This window comes from Ruegeria sp. BI12 (genome assembly GCF_056537985.1).
Genome location: NZ_JBQFSL010000002.1, coordinates 352,178 through 370,938, shown reverse-complemented (window position 1 = coordinate 370,938; position 18,761 = coordinate 352,178). Strand labels below are relative to the sequence as shown.

General features: G+C 55.3%; 16 protein-coding genes. 6 read left to right on the top strand and 10 right to left on the bottom strand.

Annotated features, from left to right (window positions below; translation table 11 throughout):
- Nucleotides 1-41 precede the first annotated feature (41 nt).
- Together ACR0AK_RS15025 and ACR0AK_RS15020 are read right to left on the bottom strand one after the other, a co-directional pair.
- Nucleotides 42-938, bottom strand: a complete 897-nt coding sequence (locus ACR0AK_RS15025) for a CPBP family intramembrane glutamic endopeptidase (protein ID WP_480793905.1) — start codon at nucleotides 936-938, stop codon at nucleotides 42-44.
- Nucleotides 931-4,029 (bottom strand): ABC transporter transmembrane domain-containing protein, encoded by a 3,099-nt coding sequence (locus ACR0AK_RS15020; RefSeq protein WP_480793904.1) that lies wholly within the window; start codon nucleotides 4,027-4,029, stop codon nucleotides 931-933. The genes ACR0AK_RS15025 and ACR0AK_RS15020 overlap by 8 nt, the downstream gene beginning before the upstream one ends.
- Before the next feature lie 246 nt (nucleotides 4,030-4,275).
- On the opposite strand from ACR0AK_RS15020, the gene ACR0AK_RS15015 reads away from it, so the two are divergent.
- The 3 genes from ACR0AK_RS15015 to ACR0AK_RS15005 all read left to right on the top strand — a co-directional run bounded on the left by ACR0AK_RS15015 (nucleotide 4,276) and on the right by ACR0AK_RS15005 (nucleotide 7,025).
- Complete coding sequence (locus ACR0AK_RS15015) at nucleotides 4,276-5,037, top strand: DUF6478 family protein (protein ID WP_480793903.1); 762 nt, start codon at nucleotides 4,276-4,278, stop codon at nucleotides 5,035-5,037.
- 11 nt (nucleotides 5,038-5,048) lie between these two features.
- A complete protein-coding gene (locus tag ACR0AK_RS15010) occupies nucleotides 5,049-5,408 on the top strand; it encodes a hypothetical protein (protein ID WP_480793902.1) in 360 nt (119 codons plus the stop codon).
- Nucleotides 5,409-5,498: 90 nt separating this feature from the next.
- A complete protein-coding gene (locus ACR0AK_RS15005; RefSeq protein ID WP_480793901.1) occupies nucleotides 5,499-7,025 on the top strand; it encodes an MFS transporter in 1,527 nt (508 codons plus the stop codon).
- Between the two features lie 48 nt (nucleotides 7,026-7,073).
- Here ACR0AK_RS15005 and ACR0AK_RS15000 read toward each other — a convergent pair whose 3' ends face one another.
- The 7 genes from ACR0AK_RS15000 to ACR0AK_RS14970 form a co-directional block, all read right to left on the bottom strand.
- Nucleotides 7,074-8,414 carry a S41 family peptidase gene (locus ACR0AK_RS15000; protein WP_170559588.1) on the bottom strand — a complete coding sequence of 447 codons (1,341 nt, stop codon included), beginning with the start codon at nucleotides 8,412-8,414 and terminating at the stop codon, nucleotides 7,074-7,076.
- A gap of 6 nt (nucleotides 8,415-8,420) precedes the next feature.
- A complete protein-coding gene (locus tag ACR0AK_RS14995) occupies nucleotides 8,421-9,551 on the bottom strand; it encodes a murein hydrolase activator EnvC family protein (RefSeq protein WP_480793900.1) in 1,131 nt (376 codons plus the stop codon).
- Nucleotides 9,548-11,065 carry a 2,3-bisphosphoglycerate-independent phosphoglycerate mutase gene (gene gpmI, locus ACR0AK_RS14990; RefSeq protein ID WP_480793899.1) on the bottom strand — a complete coding sequence of 506 codons (1,518 nt, stop codon included), beginning with the start codon at nucleotides 11,063-11,065 and terminating at the stop codon, nucleotides 9,548-9,550. The genes ACR0AK_RS14995 and gpmI overlap by 4 nt, the downstream gene beginning before the upstream one ends.
- Before the next feature lie 103 nt (nucleotides 11,066-11,168).
- Nucleotides 11,169-12,842 (bottom strand): sulfatase-like hydrolase/transferase, encoded by a 1,674-nt coding sequence (locus tag ACR0AK_RS14985; protein ID WP_480793898.1) that lies wholly within the window; start codon nucleotides 12,840-12,842, stop codon nucleotides 11,169-11,171.
- A gap of 75 nt (nucleotides 12,843-12,917) precedes the next feature.
- Nucleotides 12,918-13,154, bottom strand: a complete 237-nt coding sequence (nqrM, locus tag ACR0AK_RS14980; RefSeq protein WP_058277146.1) for a (Na+)-NQR maturation NqrM — start codon at nucleotides 13,152-13,154, stop codon at nucleotides 12,918-12,920.
- Between the two features lie 15 nt (nucleotides 13,155-13,169).
- Nucleotides 13,170-14,195: an FAD:protein FMN transferase gene (locus ACR0AK_RS14975; RefSeq protein ID WP_480793897.1), complete on the bottom strand. Its 1,026-nt coding sequence runs from the start codon at nucleotides 14,193-14,195 to the stop codon at nucleotides 13,170-13,172.
- A gap of 67 nt (nucleotides 14,196-14,262) precedes the next feature.
- A complete protein-coding gene (locus ACR0AK_RS14970) occupies nucleotides 14,263-14,448 on the bottom strand; it encodes a hypothetical protein (protein WP_480793896.1) in 186 nt (61 codons plus the stop codon).
- 121 nt (nucleotides 14,449-14,569) lie between these two features.
- Between ACR0AK_RS14970 and ACR0AK_RS14965 the strand changes: the two genes are divergently transcribed.
- The 3 genes from ACR0AK_RS14965 (at nucleotide 14,570) to tviB (ending at nucleotide 17,489) form a co-directional block, all read left to right on the top strand.
- On the top strand, nucleotides 14,570-15,094 hold the full coding sequence (locus ACR0AK_RS14965) for a CBS domain-containing protein (RefSeq protein ID WP_480793895.1): 525 nt from the start codon (nucleotides 14,570-14,572) through the stop codon (nucleotides 15,092-15,094).
- 84 nt (nucleotides 15,095-15,178) lie between these two features.
- Nucleotides 15,179-16,192: an NAD-dependent epimerase/dehydratase family protein gene (locus ACR0AK_RS14960; RefSeq protein WP_480793894.1), complete on the top strand. Its 1,014-nt coding sequence runs from the start codon at nucleotides 15,179-15,181 to the stop codon at nucleotides 16,190-16,192.
- A 13-nt stretch (nucleotides 16,193-16,205) separates the two neighbouring features.
- Complete coding sequence (gene tviB, locus ACR0AK_RS14955) at nucleotides 16,206-17,489, top strand: Vi polysaccharide biosynthesis UDP-N-acetylglucosamine C-6 dehydrogenase TviB (protein WP_480793893.1); 1,284 nt, start codon at nucleotides 16,206-16,208, stop codon at nucleotides 17,487-17,489.
- A gap of 44 nt (nucleotides 17,490-17,533) precedes the next feature.
- Here tviB and nqrF read toward each other — a convergent pair whose 3' ends face one another.
- Entirely contained in the window at nucleotides 17,534-18,757 is a 1,224-nt protein-coding gene (nqrF, locus tag ACR0AK_RS14950) for an NADH:ubiquinone reductase (Na(+)-transporting) subunit F (protein WP_170559572.1), read from the bottom strand.
- Nucleotides 18,758-18,761: the final 4 nt, after the last annotated feature.

Below are 18,761 nucleotides of genomic sequence, written 5' to 3'. Positions count from 1 at the left end.
CGGCGTTGACGTCAAATAAGACGCTACGGAAAGAAATGCAATCAACGCCTGAGAGCAATCCGCGCCGTAAGCCAACTGACAATCATTACGGCGAAATCCACATATAGCCATTGCCGCAGCGCCCCCGTATCCGACATATCGTAAGGAAGCAGATACAGTGCTAAACCACTCAGACCATCCGGCAAAGAAATAAACAGCAGCGCGACCATATTATTAAACAAATGCAAGGCAATAGCAGGCCCCAACGTCCCTGACCGAGCGGTCAGATCCGCCGCAATCAGCCCGAACATCGCTGACCAAACAGCAACCAAAAGCGCGTTGTCCCCAGCCGCGCCGGGGGCATAGTGACCTATCGCGAACAAAACTGACGGAATGCCCAACCAAACAATGGGGGACCGGAATCGCGCAGCGAGGCATTGTTGTATATATCCACGAAACAGCACCTCTTCGGCGCTGGTCTGAATCAGAACCGCGAATAGAGACAAGGGCAAAAACAACAGCCAAGTAGAAAACGCCATATTCTGAGTCAGCGTTGCGCCCATGTCGTATGGCGGCAGAATGGCCACGACGACCCCGACAATTAGTAACGCCCTAAAAACACGCCAGAATTGCCCAATGCATTCGCGCCACGGGCCACAGATCGAGCCTAGTGATCGATGCTGCAACCGTTTTGCGGCGATGGAAACGCCCAACGTGATGAACCCAAAGCTGGCCAAGAGCACCAATAGCGCAACCGGGGATGCACCGGTCAGCAGGTTTTGGGCCCATTCAACAGAGCCGAGACCCGCAACCAACCCAAAAAGAAAAAAGTTCAGCAGAATGCCAACCGCGCCAACAATGATTAACCCGACCAGCAATCGCCAAAGCTCGGGCTGTGCGCGCGAAGGCGCAACCAGTCTCTCATGCGCTGCGTATCTGCCATGACGGATGTCAGACATCGTCTGCCGTTTCTCTAGCCGGTTCGTCATCTTCGAAGATTAAAGATGTTGCATTAGCGGCGTTCAACCTTTGGGAAATCGTGGTCAGGTAGCCAGCAACCGTTTGCAGCAGTTGCATTGCCACGCCTGCGTCACTTTCGATAACTGCGCGCAATTCCTCGGCCCCAATTCGCAGGAAAGAACAATTCTGGACCGCGACCAGATCAAACTGTCGGATTTCACCAGTTATGATCGACAAGTCTCCGATCAGGCGCCCCGGCTCGATGACTGATATCGTGCGCGCAGTTCCATTTCCTTCGTTCCAGATCAGATCTGCTTCACCCGATATACAGAGGTAAGCAGCATCTGGCGCCTGTCCCTCGGAAAAGATGATCTGCCCAGCCGCAGCATCATACCATTGCGCCGAAAACGCCAGCAGGCGCTGATTTCGACCGTCGATACCAGAAAACAGCTCGGTCGATGAGATGATCTTTAGCTTTCGGCTTAGGTCATCCGTTGTGCTGGCCTCTTCTTCTGGGCGGGTCCGCGAGACGCCATCAATTCGGCCGTCCTTGATTTCTACGAACAGATCGTAGGCTTCGGGGTGGGCAAAGTGGTCTTCCATGAAGACCATGATGGAATCCGGCAGCAATTCTCGCAGTTTCAACCGGGTTCTCAGCCGGCTCTCGGAATCATGGCTGGCCAGAGCTTTGTCCAAAATCAGAACGTCGGGGCGCTTGATACCCGCGCGCGAGAACGCGGCGCGTTCCTGAAACACCGTCGGTAGGTTATTCCCGCCCAATCCCGACGGCAGGTCATAAATGATGGCCGCAGCCCGGCGGCGCAAACCCGCTTCATTCATAGCCTCAGCGACAACGTCTTCGATTTCATCCCTATGCGCCCCGGCCATCAGGGAGACTCGCCCGAACAGCGCATTTTCCATGACAGTCATGCGCTCGATATATGTATCGGGTGTGACCGGGATGAACATCCCGTTCATCGAAGTACGCAATTGTTCCGCCTGCCCCTTTCGAATGGCCAAAATCTTGTCTTTATATTCATCGGGGAAATCAGGTCCGATTTGTTCTGCCGTCAGCAGGAACGGAACAGTCAACAATAAGGCCCGCTCACCATCGCTGATCGCCGTATCCCCTTTGGCTTTGCGCCGGTCCTCTATATCAAGCAGGCGGTGGAACATATCCTTGGCCATACCCAGACGAAGGAACAGCGGGTGATCTGCCCCGTCCCGTCCAAACGTCTGGTGCAGTGTTTCCAGCACCGCGCTTGCAATGCTCATTGCGTCATCATCCAGATCGTGATGACGCAGCATCCACATGAACCGATCATCGCCCGCCAGAATATCCGGAGAGATATCGCGCGACGGAGCGGCAAACAGCAAATTGCCACCTAGTGGAACGGCCGGGTTAAAGTGGTCCGGATCGAACCTGTAAACATACCGTGCCAGATCTTTTTCTTCCAACCGCTGCGCGACTGAATCGCGCAGGTTTACGATATCGCGCGCCAGCGCAGAATGCTGTTCCGGATCAAACTGCGTACGCAAAGTACGGCGGAACATGAACTCGTCAATGCCCATCGCCTCGACCAGCTGGAACCACCAGTTGCGGATATCCTCGATGTCTTCCAACCCGGCCAGACCCGGATCAATCCACTCATCCAATAGGGAATCCGGAGGGTTACCGGCCCGCACCGCTTCGATCTGCCACCGGCTTGGAGCTTTCTTCGAATCTGTTTCGTGTTGCGGATGGGTCCGCAGTGGCATCAAAAGGTTGTCGCCCAAAGTGCCGTCGAACAGATAGGGCCGGGAATAGGCATAGCCAATTCGCGCCGCTATCACAGTCTGATGCAGTTTTTGCAGATCATGGCCCGCAATTGTAACGCTGCCCTGAACCGGCAAAAGTTCTCGGGTCAACAGCTGCGCCAACGCGCTGCGCTCGGCCGCGCTTGATGACTGAATGGCAACACGGGCACCCTTGGGGATTGTAAGGTCGATGTCTTCAAGGATGGTTTTCCCGTCATCATCCCGTACTGTTATGTTTCGCAGGTCGATATCGCCTGTGAGATGTGGAATGGTCTCAGGCTCACCCACAAACAGCTCTTCGGGGATCATGTTGTCCGGAGCAAACCGTTCAGTCACAATTTCCCACCGCAAAGACATATCCTGAACCTGATTGTAGTAGGTCAGCAAATCTTTCCATGGGCCACTGAGATCCTTGTATGCCCCCAGAGCCGCGACAAGCGCTCCAACCGTCACCTCACCGGTGATCGCCAGATAACCGCCGACCGAATAGAACAGGAACGGCGTCATCTGCGTGATCAGATTGTTGAGGAACTTCATAAAGAACTTCTTGTTGTAGATCTTGAAACGGATCTCAAACAAGGTCCCTAACCGGTGACTGAACTGCGCCAAACGATAACGCCAGCCACCATTGGTGCGCAGATCGCTGATACCCGCGGCGCTTTCCCCGATTTCCGAACTGAGGTGGCGAACCTCCTGGATACGCTCTTTGTTCAAAAGGTTGATCTGGCGCTGCAGTTTTGGGATCAGCCATGCCTGCAACGGAATCAGCGCAATACTGGCCAGGCCGAACCAAACGCTTTGCATGAACAGAAAGGTGACAATGGTCATCATCTGACCGAACTGAAACACCGGTTGAGCAATCGCATCACCCATCAGACCGCCCATCGGTTCAGCTTCGGAGGTGATCATTGAAACAAGTTCACCCTGGCTGGTCGTGGCGAAATACGATTTCGGGAATCGCATGGCGCGATGAATCAAAGTAAAACGCAGGCGGCGCAGCATACGCTCAGCCAAAACGCCTTTCATCGTATTGATACGCATCTTCATCAAGCCGCTGGCGATTACAGTGGCCAAGAAGGCAAAACAGAGGACCAGCAGATATTGGACCTGCGTGAAGGTGATACCCAGCAGCACAACGCTATCGCTAGGCGCACCAATTGCGTCGTTGATGATCTGTTTTGGCAACTCGAGCGAGGCATACAGAAACGGAAATGACAATACCGTCAGACACAACAGCACAAGCTGTTGCTTTTTCGAGTATTTCCAGATGAATGAAAATAAAGTGGGTTCCATGCCCCGGCCTTGCCCCAAAGAAGTTAATACGCTGTTTTTCGGATGATCCAAAGCAATCAGGTGCCGGACGGTAAGCACAGTCCCGGATGATTGCAAGAACGGCGATGGCGGCCTTAACAGACACTGGCGAACCCGCCCAGTCACAACCACGTCAAGTGCCGGATAGTTTTAACCGGATTTTGCGAATTCGGCCTTATCCTCGCCGCTGTCTTTGACTAAAGAAGGTCAAGTTCAGACGATGGGACCATGGGCAAACTGCTGGAGCGATATCTACACCGCAAAACGATTGCGCGTTGGCAACGCGCCGTGCAAGACGCGGCCGGGGCCACGAACCCCCAATTGCGTCAACAGCGCGATGAGGCGCGCAAACTGAGGACGCAGTTGGATCGTTTGTTACGTGAAGCAAACGAGCGGCTGACGTTGCCCCTGATCGGATCAAAACAGTTTCCCAAACCTTTGGGTACGGACTGGTGCTGGCGACCTGACTTGTGGCGGGGCCCCCTGCCACAGCCCGGCATCGCCTCGATCCCGCGTAAGGTTGAGTTGGATCAACAAGTAAAGATCTTCCATGACTGCGCCTTGTCCGAGATCAGCGTACGGCAGACGCGAAACACCGACGAAAAGGATCTGGCCGCTTTTGGCCTTGGCATCGAAGTCTTCGGATTTTCCGGGTCATTTCTTTCTGTGTCACTGGATTTGCCACCTGAGGCTGTGCAAGGCCTGACGCGACAGCACCTGATGCGGGTCGATGCACAGATCGAAACGGAGCGCCCGCTGGAAGTGACTGCGCGATTGAACATTCAGCACGGCCCAAACACCGATTCTGTTCCGCGGTCTCTGGATTTGTCGGCAAACTCGAGCGTTTTAGACTTTGATCTTGCCAACCTGCCGTTGAACGAACGACGCATAGACAAGATATGGCTGGATCTGGTTCTGACCAACCCGTCAATGAACCGCATCATCCTGCGGGACCTGACCCTTTGCCGCCACCACCGCGCCGACTTGTGAGAGCAATGGCCATGACACAACCAACCCTAACCCCCACCCTGTTCGAAAACGGCATCTGGCGCGGTTATCTGCAGGCAGACACCGAACCGCAAGTCGAAGTCCGTTACCTGGGACAGACACTCGAAGGCATAGAGGTCTCTGCCACAGATGGCGGATGGGAACTGAGCGTCCCGGTACCAACCGCCGCGATTGCTGACGGAGTGCATTGCTTTGTGATTGCGGATGCAGACTCAACAAAGAAAATCGGTGACTTCACAATCATTGCGGGGGTGCCCGCCGCAGAAGACTTGCGGACAGAAATCGCTTTGCTGCGCGCGGAACTGGATATGCTGAAACGGGCCTTCCGCAGATCTCAGGCACCTTCAGACTGACCCAGCCCCGGATCGTATCCGAGCCTTCCCCTATCTTTCAGGCGGATTCCGTGCATCATAAACACCAGCCGAAACAATCGGGGTGCGCATATGGACCGCAGCAATATCGTCAAGGTCATCGCCCTGATGGTGACAGGTTTTGGAATCGGTATCGATTTCACCGGCGCTCTTATTCTTGTCCCGGCCATCGAAAACAGTTTTGACGCTGACATTACCAGCACCCAGTGGGTTCTGAACATTTACGCCCTGTTTTTTGCCATGACCATGGTCGCTGGGGGCCGGTTGGGGGACATGTTCGGGCATCGCAAGATGATGATCATCGGGCTGTCAATTTTCCTGTTTTCATCGGTCATGTGCTTCGTCTCACCCAGCTTAGACTTTCTGATCGCCGCCCGCGCATTGCAGGGGATAGGAGCAGGCTGTGTCTGGCCCTGCACCCTTGCCTTTGGAGCGACCAAAATCTCGCGCCCGGAACACCGCGCCATGATCATGGGGATGATCCTTGCCGGCGTAACCGCCGGCAATGTCTTTGGCCCGTTGATCAGCGGCGCGGCCGTTAATTTTGGTGATTGGCGGCTGTTTTTCCTGGCCAATGTGGTTTTTTCCACCATCTCGATGATCACCGCCCTAATCCTGATGGAACGTGAAACGCAACACAAACAGGGCGAACACATAGATTTTGCTGGAATGGGCGTTCTTTCATTTGCAGTTCTGCTTCTGCTGTATGGCCTGGACATCGGTGCGGACTGGGGCTGGACATCAGTTCCACTGTTGATGCTGTTCTTCGTCAGCGCCGCCTTGTTCTTCCTGTTCCCAAAGGTCGAAAAGCGCGTGAAAGAGCCGCTCTTGTTGCCGCAAATGATGCAAAACCGAGAGTTTCGGATCACGCTGGGCCTGAACATGTTCAACGTATCAGCTGCATTTGTCGGGCTGCTATATTTTCCTCAGTACATGCAGAAGGTCCTTGGTTGGTCCGTTTTCGAGTCCGCGATAGGGCTTGCCCCGCTGACACTTCTGCTGGCCGTTGGCTCGATTGTATCTGGCACTCTTTACAATGATTTCGGGCCAAAGCGCCTGTTGTTTTGGGGGTATCTGATCGCAACTATAGGCGCGCTCAGTATTGTCGTCCTGCCCGCCGAGCTGGGTTATTTTCAGATCTTGCCCGGCATGGCGATGATCGGGCTGGGCGCGACGCTGACGGTTGGGCCATCGGGCACTGCAGCCGTTTGTGCCGTCAAACCCGAGCGCGCGGGATTGGTCGGCGGGCTGAGTTTTATGACCCATCTGGTTTATGGGGCTGTGTCCGTCGCAATTGCGACCGCAATTATGTATGTCATCAGCCTGTCCAGCCTTAACAAGCAGTTGACGGCGGACGGGATCAACATGTCGGAAACCGATCAAAAGGCGATCAACGGTGGAACGCTTGCGACCGACACCGCTCGCGCTGTCATGAAAAAGCTCAGTTCGGAAGAGGCCGAAAAGGTCAAATCTGCTATCTCGGCCGCATTTGACACAGGTATGAACATGGCCTTTGTATTCGCTGCCGTCTCGGTCTCGGTCGGCATTGTTCTGGCAATGATGCTTGACGAAGAAAAACTGCACAAGGTTGAGGGATGATCCCAGCCATTGCAGCAAGGGCCGCCAGTAATGGCGGCCCTGTTAATTTTACTGTGACGGTCCGTTGGGATTGAACGCCGACAAACCTTTGAGGATGTCGATGGCGTAGGCCAGCTGATAATCCTCTTCCCGCAGTTCAGCCGTGGCTTCGGCCTTGGCGCGGTCTTCTTCGATTTGACGGATTTCGTCTTCACTCAGGCTGTCGTTGTTCAGGCTGCCGCGCAGATCTGCTTCGGATCGTGTGCGGGCATCTGCCTCTTCATCCTCGGCATCTGGTGCAGGACGTGGCTGTTCGACGATGATGTCAGGGCTGACACCAAGCGCCTGAATCGACCTGCCCGACGGCGTGTAATAGCGCGAGGTCGTCAGACGCATCGCGCCGTCTCCGCGCAAAGGCATGACCGTTTGGACCGACCCTTTGCCAAAGCTCTTGGTGCCCACAACGATTGCACGGCGGTGGTCTTGCAGCGCGCCGGCCACGATTTCCGATGCAGAGGCGGATCCGCCATTAATAAGGACAACAATTGGTTTACCTTCGGCCAGATCACCTGCTGTTGCATTGAATCGCTCGCCGTCGCTTGGGTCGCGTCCACGGGTGGACACGATCTCGCCTTCGTTCAGGAAAGCATCCGAAACTTTGATCGCTTGGGTCAGCAGCCCGCCGGGATTGTTCCGCAGGTCAAGGACAAAGCCATTGACCTTGTCCAGACCACCAGCTTCTTCGATCTGTTCATTCAGGCCTTCCTGCAGGTTCGGGAAAGTCTGGTCGTTGAAAGTGGTGACACGCAGAACAACGCTGGTGCCTTCGGTTCGGGCGCGCACGGCTGTCAGTTTGATGGTGTCGCGGATTATGGTGATGTCGAATGGCTCTTGCTCGCCCTCGCGGACGACCGTGATCACGATTTCCGACCCAACAGGACCACGCATCAGATCCACGGCCTTGTCCAAGGTCAGGCCAAGGATGCTTTCACCATCGACATGCGTGATGAAGTCACCGGCCTCTATTCCCGCTTCGTCGGCCGGGGTATCGTCGATCGGCGAGACAACTTTGACATAGCCTTCTTCCTGCGTGACCTCGATGCCTAATCCACCGAATTCGCCACGTGTCTGCACCCGCATCTGCTCAGCATCATCTGGCGAAAGATAGCTGGAATGCGGATCAAGCGACGTGAGCATGCCGTCGATGGCCGCTTCGATCAGCTCTTCCGGCTCGACGTCTTCAACATACTGGGCGCGGATACGTTCAAAAATATCACCGAACAGATCCAGTTGCTCGTACACGCTGGCCTTCCGGTCAGCCTCTTGCGCCAGCAAAGGACCAGCAATTTGTGTGGTTGCGATTACACCTGCCACGGTTCCGGCCAGACCGGCCATCAAAAATTTCTTCATACTCGTTTATCCATCCTTGTCGGTCCGAAACCATGTTTCCGGGTCCACGGGGCTATTATTCTGTCTTACCTCTATATAGAGCGTTTCTGACCGGTCAGTTCCAGTGCCATCACCGCTTGTTGACAAAATTGCGCCGATTTCGGGCGATTCACCGGGCATCAAACCCACTGGAGTACCTTCTGGGATCACCTCGCCCATGTCTCCGTAGACCTCTTGAAGGCCTGCAAACACGAACAACAACCCTGGTTGCGGCTCGAGGATCGTCACGTTCCCAAGCTCTAACAATGGTCCGCGGTACCGGATCGTTGCTGCGGTTGGCGTTGTAACAATTGCCCTTGGACGGGTGGCAAGGATTACACCGGGGCGCGTAACACCCGCCGCATCGGTTTCATCTGTACGGTGCAAAACAACGCCTTGGGTCGGCAAGGCAATCTGTCCCTTGCGGTCAGAGATATCTGCGTTTGTCTCGGAAATCTCGCCTTCGGAAATCTCGGACAACCCGCTGGCAAATCCGTCAAGTGTTTCGGTTGATGAGATCAGAATAGCAGTTCGCACAGGATCCTCGACAAAGCGACGCGGTAAATCCGTGCGGTCGGCAATCGCCTCACTAAGGCTGGTGCGCGCGTTTTGCACGCCGGTCAGCCCTTCGACCAGTGTTTCTGCCGCGCTTTGCTGCAGTTTTCGAAGCGTCTGAACCTCTTGCAGATCATGGGTCAGCGCCTGGACGCGCGCGTTCAGACCTGGTGTAACCTCGGACAGCATCATACCCGCCCGTGCAGAACCAAGGGGACCGGATGGGTGCAACATCAGAACAGGCGGTGCAGTGGTTTCGATGGTTTGCAGGACTCCCAGCAGCTGCGCCACTTCCTTTTCCCGCGACCGCAGTTCTGCGGTCAGCTGCGCCTCACGTGTTGCCGCCATGCGCAACCCGTCACGCATAGCCGAAAGCCCGGCCTCATAAGCCTGAATGGTCTCGGTCAGAGCCCGTACGCGGTCTCGGGCCCCATCAGCCTCGGTCAGGTTAATCGACGCCTGCTCTAGCATCCGGGCGGCATTCAACGCCGCCGTGGCTGGATCATTCTGCGCATTGGCAGACGCCGCAAAGCACATCGCAAGGACAAAAGCGCGCACTCTCATGACAGCAGGCTGTGCCCCGTCATCTCGGGCGGTTGCTCAAGACGCATTAGCTCCAACAGCGTCGGGGCCAGATCGGAAAGGCGCCCATCGCGAAGCGATGCACCCTTAGGCCCGCCAACAAGCGCCACAGGCACCGGGTTCAGCGTATGCGCGGTATGTGGTCCGCCGGTTTCGGGGTCAACCATGACTTCGCAATTGCCGTGATCTGCTGTGACAATCATCGCACCGCCGACCTTGTTCAACGCCGCCACAACTTGCGACAACCCCTGATCAACGGCCTCACAGGCTTTGATGGCAGCCTGCAAATCGCCCGTGTGGCCAACCATGTCAGGGTTGGCATAGTTGGTGACGATCAGATCGTAGCCTGCCTCAATGGCCTCGACAAACTTCGCCGTCACCTCGGCCGAAGACATCTCGGGTTGCAGGTCATACGTCGCCACCTTGGGCGACTTTGGCATAAACCGGTCTTCACCTTTCTCGGGCGTTTCCTTGCCACCATTGAGGAAGAAAGTGACATGAGGGTATTTTTCAGTCTCGGCCAAACGAAACTGGCGAAGTCCTTGTTTGGCGACCCACTCACCCAAAGTGTTCACGATTTTCCGTTTGGGAAACACGGTTGTCATATAGGTATTGTGGCCATCCGAATACTCGACCATCCCGAGCAGAGCTGAGAGCTGCGGTCGCGGGCCCGTATCGAAGTCCAAGAAGCCGGGCTCGCCAATTGCACGCAGGATTTCACGGGCGCGATCAGCGCGGAAATTCAGGCAGAAAAAGCCGTCACCATCTTGGATGCCTTCGTAGCCTTCGAGAACAGTGGGAACGATGAACTCGTCTGTTTCAGACTGGTTATACGCATGATCAACTGCACCATGCGCGGTGACAGCGGGCCGGCCCTGCCCCTTGACCATCGCCTCATAGGCCTCACTTACGCGTTCCCAGCGATTGTCCCGGTCCATCGCGAAGTACCGCCCGCAAACCGAAACGATCCGCGCGCCTGCAGGCAAGCGATCTTCAAGTTCTGACAGGTAGGTAAATGCCGATTTAGGAGCGACATCGCGCCCGTCCGTCATTGCGTGTAGTGCCACCGGAACACCCGCATCCGTAATCGCCTTTGCCGCAGCGACGATGTGGTTTAAATGGCCATGCACGCCACCATCTGAGACCAGCCCCATCAGATGTGCCGTCCCGCCAGCAGCTTTCACTTTGGTGATGAAGTCCTGCAACGCGGCATTTTCAAAGAAACTGCCATCCTCAATCGCAAGGTCAATCTGCCCCAGATCCATCGCAACGACCCGGCCTGCGCCGATATTGGTATGACCGACCTCGGAATTCCCCATCTGGCCGCTGGGCAAGCCAGCATCCGGCCCGTGCGTGATCAGTTTCGCATGCGGCCCTTTGGTCATGATCGCATCAAAGGTCGGCGTTTTCGCAAGGTATGGTGCGTTGGACCGCGTGTCTTCGGACAGGCCCCAACCATCAAGAATACACAGGACGACGGGTTTGGGGGCGTTCATTGCGGCTCTCCGGATTTCTGCTCTGGTCCGTCTTGTATCGCCTGACATTTGGCAATTGAACCGCATTTTGCCCGCGACGGGCCAGAATTAATACTCAGGCAACTCACCCCTTGTTCACGAGCTCTGTGAATGGACGTGCTTTCCGACCGCGATACTTGACGGTCAAATCCAGAGGCGCATCGTTTTCGTCATAGACCCCAACCACAATGCCCCGGCCCCGACTTTTTGTCCGCATCTCGATCAATTGCCGTTCCGACCGGGTCGTGCGCTGCGACTGGCGACGTGTCCAGGCGAACAGGTGATCATACATTTGGGCAATAACATCCGCATGGTCCGCGCTGTCGCCCAGATCCGTCAGTTCATTCGGGTCATCCTCAAGATCAAACAGGATGGGCCGATGGCCGCCTTCACAGTGGATTAGCTTCCACTTTTTGTTGGCTGCCATGAACATGACCGCGTCGCGGACCGAGGCATTCAGTTTGTCCGCAATTGGTGATGCCGAGTAATCGTATTCACAGATGACCACATCGCGGGACGTATCATTCTTTTGCCCATGCAGGATCGGAAGCAAGGAATGCCCTTCAAGGATATGCCCCGCGATCTCACCGCCCGCTACATCTACAAATGTCGGAGCAAGGTCGATAGATTCGACCAGCGCATCGCTTAAGGTTCCACGCGTTCCATCCGCTTCTGGCGAGGGATCGTAGATGATCAGCGGCACCTTGGTCGAGGCATCCTGAAAGAACGTTTTCTCGCCCATCCAGTGATCGCCCAGAAAATCGCCATGATCCGATGTCAGCACGATCATAGTGTCCTCCATCCGGCCGGTCTTCTCCATCCATTCAAACAGCCGCCCCATCTGATCATCGGCCTGTTTGATCAACCCCATATAGGCCGGGATCACCGCATCCCGCACATCCTGCCGAGAGAAAGTCTGCCCGACTTTTGTATCCATGAATGCATTCAGCACTGGATGCGCATTCTGACGTTCTGCATCGGACCGAACAACTGGCAACACATGCTGGGGTCCGTACATCGAGGCATAGGGTTCCGGCACAATGTATGGCCAATGCGGTTTGATAAAGCTCAGATGACAGCACCAAGGGCCGTCATGGGACTCCATGAATTCCATACCACGACCGGTCAGATAGGGGGTTTCGCTGTCTTCTTCAGCGATGTTCGCAGGCTCATCCGAGTTTTTCAAAAACCAGCCGGACAAGACATTGCCATCCGCATCCAGCCCCGAGTTAGCAAAGTCGTGCCAGGGGTTGTCACTCTCATACCCTTTTGCAGCTAGATGCTTATTGTATTCCTTTGCGCCATCCGGATCATAAAATCCGTCAGGTCCTTCGGGCAGCATACCGTCATCGCGTTCATACACATCAAACCCGCATTCCGCGACGCGCGCGCCGATCAGACTGTCAGGCTCCAACCCCAGCCGCTCCATGCCTTCCGCATCTGAGCGCATATGGGTCTTGCCGACCAACCAACAGTCCATGCCTGCCTTGCGCAGGTGGTCGCCCATCGTGATCTCACCAACTTTCAGCGGAATGCCGTTCCACGACGCGCCATGCGAATGCACATAGCGACCGGTGTAGGTCGACATGCGCGAGCTGCCGCAAATCGGGGATTGGATATAGGCCCGGTCAAATCGCACACCTTTGGCCGCCAGCCGATCAATGTTGGGCGTATGCAAATGCGGATGCCCGTAACAGCTGAGGTAATCCCAGCGCAGCTGATCGAACATGATGAACAGGATGTTTTTGGCTTTGGGCAAACCCGCGTCCTCCCCCAAGATGCTTCAGGGGACTACTTAGCCATTTCCAACACCATAGCGAAGCGCAAACTGCGTTCAGGCCTGACGCTCCATCTGCTCAAGCATCTTTTTGGCACGTTTGCACTGCAACTGATCGCGCAGGGGCGAGTCCGGGTCGACATCCTTTTGGCAGACCACGCACTTGTCCGCGCCTGAAATTGCATTCAGACCACCACAGCTACCTTTGATCGTCTTGCCCATCAGCATGACACCCAGCGACATGCCGACCACGATGATCAAAAGCAGAAAAAAGGCTATGATAAAGGTACTCATCGCGGTTCCTACTTGTCAGTTGGTGCCCAATGCGTCTTTGAACGCAGTGCTGTGAACGGTAATATAGGCATCGTCGCCGCCTGTCACATCCCGCGAGATGAAATACACGGCAAGTTTATGTTCTTCCGCCAGTTCCATGCCCTTTTCCTGACCCAGCGCCAACATTGCCGTCGCCCAGGCATCGGCCATCATCGCATTTTCGGCCAGAACCGTGACAGACGTTGTGCGATGTGTGATCGGACGACCCGTCGTTGGGTCAATGATATGCGAATACCGCACACCATCCTGTTCAAAGAAATTCTTATAGTCGCCAGAGGTCGCCATGCCGAGATCGTCCAGCTGCACAACCAACTGTAGATTCTGCGCGCCCGCTTCGGGCTTTTCAATCCCGATCCGCCAGGCTTCTCCCTTGTCGTTTTGCCCCATGGTGACCAGATCACCACCGATCTCGACCATGTAGTTTTCGATCCCCGCATCGCGCAGCGTCGCAGCCACGGCGTCGATGCCGTATCCTTTAGCGATTGCGGACAGGTTGATGCCAACGCCAGCGTCCGATTTGGCCAAAGTCCTGTTTTCGCTATCCAGTGCCAAAAGGCGTTCCTGACCGACGCTGTCCAGCGCCGCCTGAATCTCGGCGTCCGACGGTACAGGATCTTCCGGCTTGCGCGGACCAAAGCCCCACAGCTCGATCAGCGGGCCAAGCGTGACGTCAAACGTGCCGCCGGATTTCTCGTGCACATCATTTGCAGCATCGATGACCAGCGCGAATTCTTCGGAAATCTCGGTTGGGTCAGTGCTGGTCGACGCCGAAAACGTCGATACCTCAGAATTCGGGTCCCAGTTGGACATCTTGGCGTTCACGTCAGCCAGTGTTTCTTCGACCGCAGTACCCAACGCGGTTTCATTCACATCCGTGCCGATGGCGGTTATGTTGAATGTTGTACCCATGGTCTCACCGGACAGGCGCACAACCTCGGGCTCCTCGTCAAAAAGACATCCGGAAACAAGTGTTGCAACAGCCAGAACAGGCAAAAGGCGCATCGAGAGACCTCCTGAGGAAAACCGTGCCCGGCATATGCCAGTGGCCTCTTGCAGAGTCAAACCGACTTCACAACTTCAGCGGCAGGAACCCCAGAACCAATAACCCGAGGCCAGCTGGCACACCAAATAACCAGGCTTTTTTCTGCCAGCCTGTCGCCTGCCGTTTCCACGTCATTCTAAAGTTGTGCCCGCAAACGACCACGACAAAGAAAATCAGCGCTGCGATGGGTGGAGTAAGATAAAGGTCAGACAACAGTCCGGATATCCTTGTTTTGCGGCAGTTTTCCCCGGTTTGGACATTTGCACCCTATACAGACCGCTATGCTGCGGTAAGGTGTAGGGGAAGCCATCTCAAAAATAAGAGGAGATTGCCAATGGCCCCAACCTCATATCAGCCCCCCACCCGCGGCGACAAGGCCGATACAAGCACGCACAGCCAATCGGTGGAATCCAATCTGTCGCACACGCAGACGACAGTCGCAAAATTGCTTTCGGGCAAAGGGGATGCTGTATTTGCGGTGCGCCCAAACGACACGATCCATTCAGTCGTGAACACCCTCAAGGACAAGCGGATTGGCGCTGTGGTCGTGACCGACCAGAATGGTAAACTTCAGGGCATTCTGTCCGAACGCGACATCGTTCGGCGCATGGCTGACACGCCCGGCCAGACCTTGCCGCAATCCGTCGAAGATCTGATGACGCGCGAGGTCAAGACTTGTTCACCGGACGACCTGTTGAACGATGTTCTCAAAACCATGACCGAGGGGCGCTTTCGTCACATGCCCGTTGTTGCCGACGGCAATCTGCGTGGCGTAATCACTATCGGTGACGTGGTTCATTTCCGGCTGAAAGAGCTAGAGTATGAAGCCTTGCGTATGAAACAAATGATCGTTGGCTGACCTTTTCGGCAGAAACCCCTTGACCTTAGCAGACTGACAGTATCCTTGATGCCAAAATTGGTTCGGTCATAGGTCGAGGGAAAAATGAAGCGCGTTCTGGTGACGGGTACAGCAGGGTTTATCGGGTTCCATCTTGCAAAACTGTTGCTTTCGGAAGGCTTCCGCGTGCACGGCTATGACGGGATGACAGATTACTATGATGTCGCCTTAAAAAACCGTCGACATCAGATGCTGCTTCAAAATCCCGGCTTTTCGGCAACCGAGGATTTGTTGGAAAATCACGATAAGCTCAAGCAGGTTGGGGAAGAGTTTCAACCTGACGTAATTGTGCACCTCGCTGGACAGGCGGGCGTGCGATACAGCTTGGAAGATCCGCGCAGCTATATCGACTCGAACATAGTCGGTACGTTCAATGTGATGGAAGTTGCCCGTGAACATAAGGTTGAGCACCTGTTGATGGCCTCTACGTCGTCGGTCTATGGCGCGAATGAGGTGATGCCCTTCACCGAGGTTGAAAAAGCTGACACGCCTCTGACCATCTATTCGGCGACCAAAAAGGCGAACGAGGCGATGGGTCATTCCTATGCGCATCTCTGGAACCTGCCTACAACGATGTTCCGGTTCTTTACTGTTTACGGAAGCTGGGGGCGGCCTGATCTGGCTCTTTACAAATTTGTGGATGCCATACTGGATGACCGCCCGATCGACATCTACAACCACGGCGACATGTATCGTGATTTCACCTATGTTGATGACCTTGTACGCGGGATCAGGTTGCTGATCGACAGCCCGCCCGTGCGCCCGGACAGCAGGGATGATATCGTAGAGGGCGACAGCCTTTCTCCTGTAGCGCCCTGGCGCGTGGTCAATATTGGAAACGGTGACAAAGTACGCCTGTTGGATTTTGTCGAGGCAATTGAAGAAGCCGTCGGCAAAAAGGCAATCAGAAACCACATGCCCATACAAATGGGCGATGTCCCCGCCACCTGGGCCGATACCGACCTGTTGCAGCGATTGACCGGGTATCGCCCCCAAACCGACTTCAAGGTCGGGATCGCACGGTTCGTGGAATGGTTCCGCGACTATCACGGAAAATAAGCTGATTTCCCGCATGCTCGAAACAAATCCCAGTTCCCGAAAAATCGCTGTCATTGGCCTTGGCTATGTCGGCCTGCCGTTGGCCGTCGCGTTTGCCAGGATCGGTTCGGTAACTGGGTTTGATATCAATGCAGAACGCATAGACGCCTTGCGCGCGGGGCGAGATAACACTCAGGAAGTCGAAGCCGAAGACCTGACCGCTGCGACTGGGTTGACCTTTACCTCGGAATCTTCCGATCTCGTGGCATGCGATACCTTTATCGTGACTGTTCCAACGCCAATCACAGCGGGCAAACAACCGGATTTGGCCCCTTTATTGAGTGCATCCGAGACGGTCGGGCACATTCTGAAAAAGGGTGACCTGGTGATCTACGAGTCCACGGTCTATCCCGGCGCGACCGAGGAAGACTGTGTGCCAGTGCTCGAACGGATTTCCGGGTTGAAATTCAACAGGGATTTCTTTGTCGGATACAGCCCGGAACGGATCAATCCTGGCGACAAGGCTCATCGGATCTCGGATATTTGCAAGGTGACCTCAGGCTCGACCCCCGAGGCGGCAGATCTGGTAGACGCGCTTTATGCCCGGATCATCGCGGCAGGTACGCACAAAGCTGAAAGCATCCGTGTGGCCGAAGCCGCAAAGGTCATCGAGAATACGCAACGCGACCTGAACATTGCGTTGGTTAACGAACTGGCAATGATTTTTGGCCGGCTCGGCATTGATACCGACGCGGTCCTGCGCGCAGCCGGTACCAAATGGAACTTTTTACCCTTCCGTCCTGGCCTGGTTGGTGGTCACTGCATTGGCGTCGATCCCTATTACCTGACACACAAAGCCGAGGCGGTCGGCCATCATCCACAAATTATTCTGGCCGGTCGACGTCTGAACGACAGCATGGGCGGCTACGTTGTGTCACAACTGGTCAAGCGAATGACTCGCATCGGGATTGATGTGGGCTCCGCCCGTGTTCTGGTCATGGGGCTTACATTCAAGGAAAACTGTCCCGATTTGCGCAACACCAGAGTCGTCGACATTATAGAAGAACTGACCGACTACGGCATCAAAGTCGATGTACACGACCCCCACGCCGATGCATCCGAAGCATTGGCCGAGTACGGCATTTCCCTTGTCGATCTCCCCGAGGAACGCGCCTATGACGGCGTCGTTCTGGCCGTGGCACATCAGGAGTTTCTAGCTGTCGAACCTGCGCAAATCAGGGCGTTGGGAAAAGACACTAGCGTCGTCTTCGACGTCAAGTCGGTCTTGCCCATAGAAGACAGCGACCTTCGTCTCTAAGCCCAAAAGAAAACCGGCGCCCTTGAGCGCCGGTTCTTTGTCTCTTACCCGCCAAAATCGTCGAGCATGATGTCTTCGCGATCCACGCCCAGATCCAGCAGCATGTTGATGACCGACTGGTTCATGATTGGCGGGCCACACATGTAGAATTCGCAATCCTCGGGCGCCGGGTGGTTCTTGAGGTATTCCTCGAACAGAACGTTGTGGATGAAGCCGGTATAGCCTTTCCAATCGTCCTCGGGCTGCGCGTCCGACAGGGCGACATGCCATTCGAAATTGTCGAACTCTTCCGCCAACTGGTCGAAATCCTCGACAAAGAACATCTCTTTTTTCGACCGGGCACCGTACCAGAAGCTGATCTTACGATCGCGGTTTTCCAGACGCTTGAGCTGGTCAAAGATGTGGCTGCGCATTGGTGCCATACCAGCACCACCGCCGATGAAGACCATCTCTTTTTGGGTGTCGCGTGCAAAGAACTCCCCGAACGGACCAGAGATTGTCACCTTATCACCCGGTTTCAGGTTGAAGATATAAGATGACATCTGACCCGCTGGGATACCTTCTGAGCCCGGAGGCGGCGAGGCGACACGGACATTGAGCATGATCATGCCTTTTTCGTCCGGGTAGTTGGCCATCGAATACGCGCGTTCGATTGGTTCGTTCACAACCGATTCATACTGCCACAGATTGAAGCGGTCCCAATCTTCGCGGTATTCCTCTTCAACGTCAAAATCGGTGTACTTCAGTTGGTGCGCAGGAGCTTCGATCTGAATGTAGCCACCGGCACGGAAGTTCACGTCCTCGCCTTCTGGCAGGTCCAGAGTCAGCGCTTTGATGAAGGTCGCCACGTTTTCGTTCGAACGAACCGTGCACTCCCATTTCTTGACGCCAAAGACCTCTTCGGGGACTTCGATATTCATGTCCTGTTTGACCGCGACCTGACAGGACAGACGGTCACCACAAGCAGCTTCACGCTTGGTGATGTGACTCTCTTCGGTCGGCAGGATTGACCCGCCGCCCGAATGCACACGCACACGACACTGCGCGCAAGTACCACCGCCGCCACAGGCAGACGGCACGAACAGCTTTTCTGCCGCAAGTGTCTGCAGCAGCTTGCCGCCCGCGGGAACGGAAATGGTTTTCTCACCGTTGATGGTTATGTTCACATCACCTGTCGATACCAGTTTCGAACGGGCGGCCATAATCAGAGCCACCAGAGCAATAACGATCAGGGTGAAAAGGACGACGCCCAGGCTAAAAGTTTCCATGCGA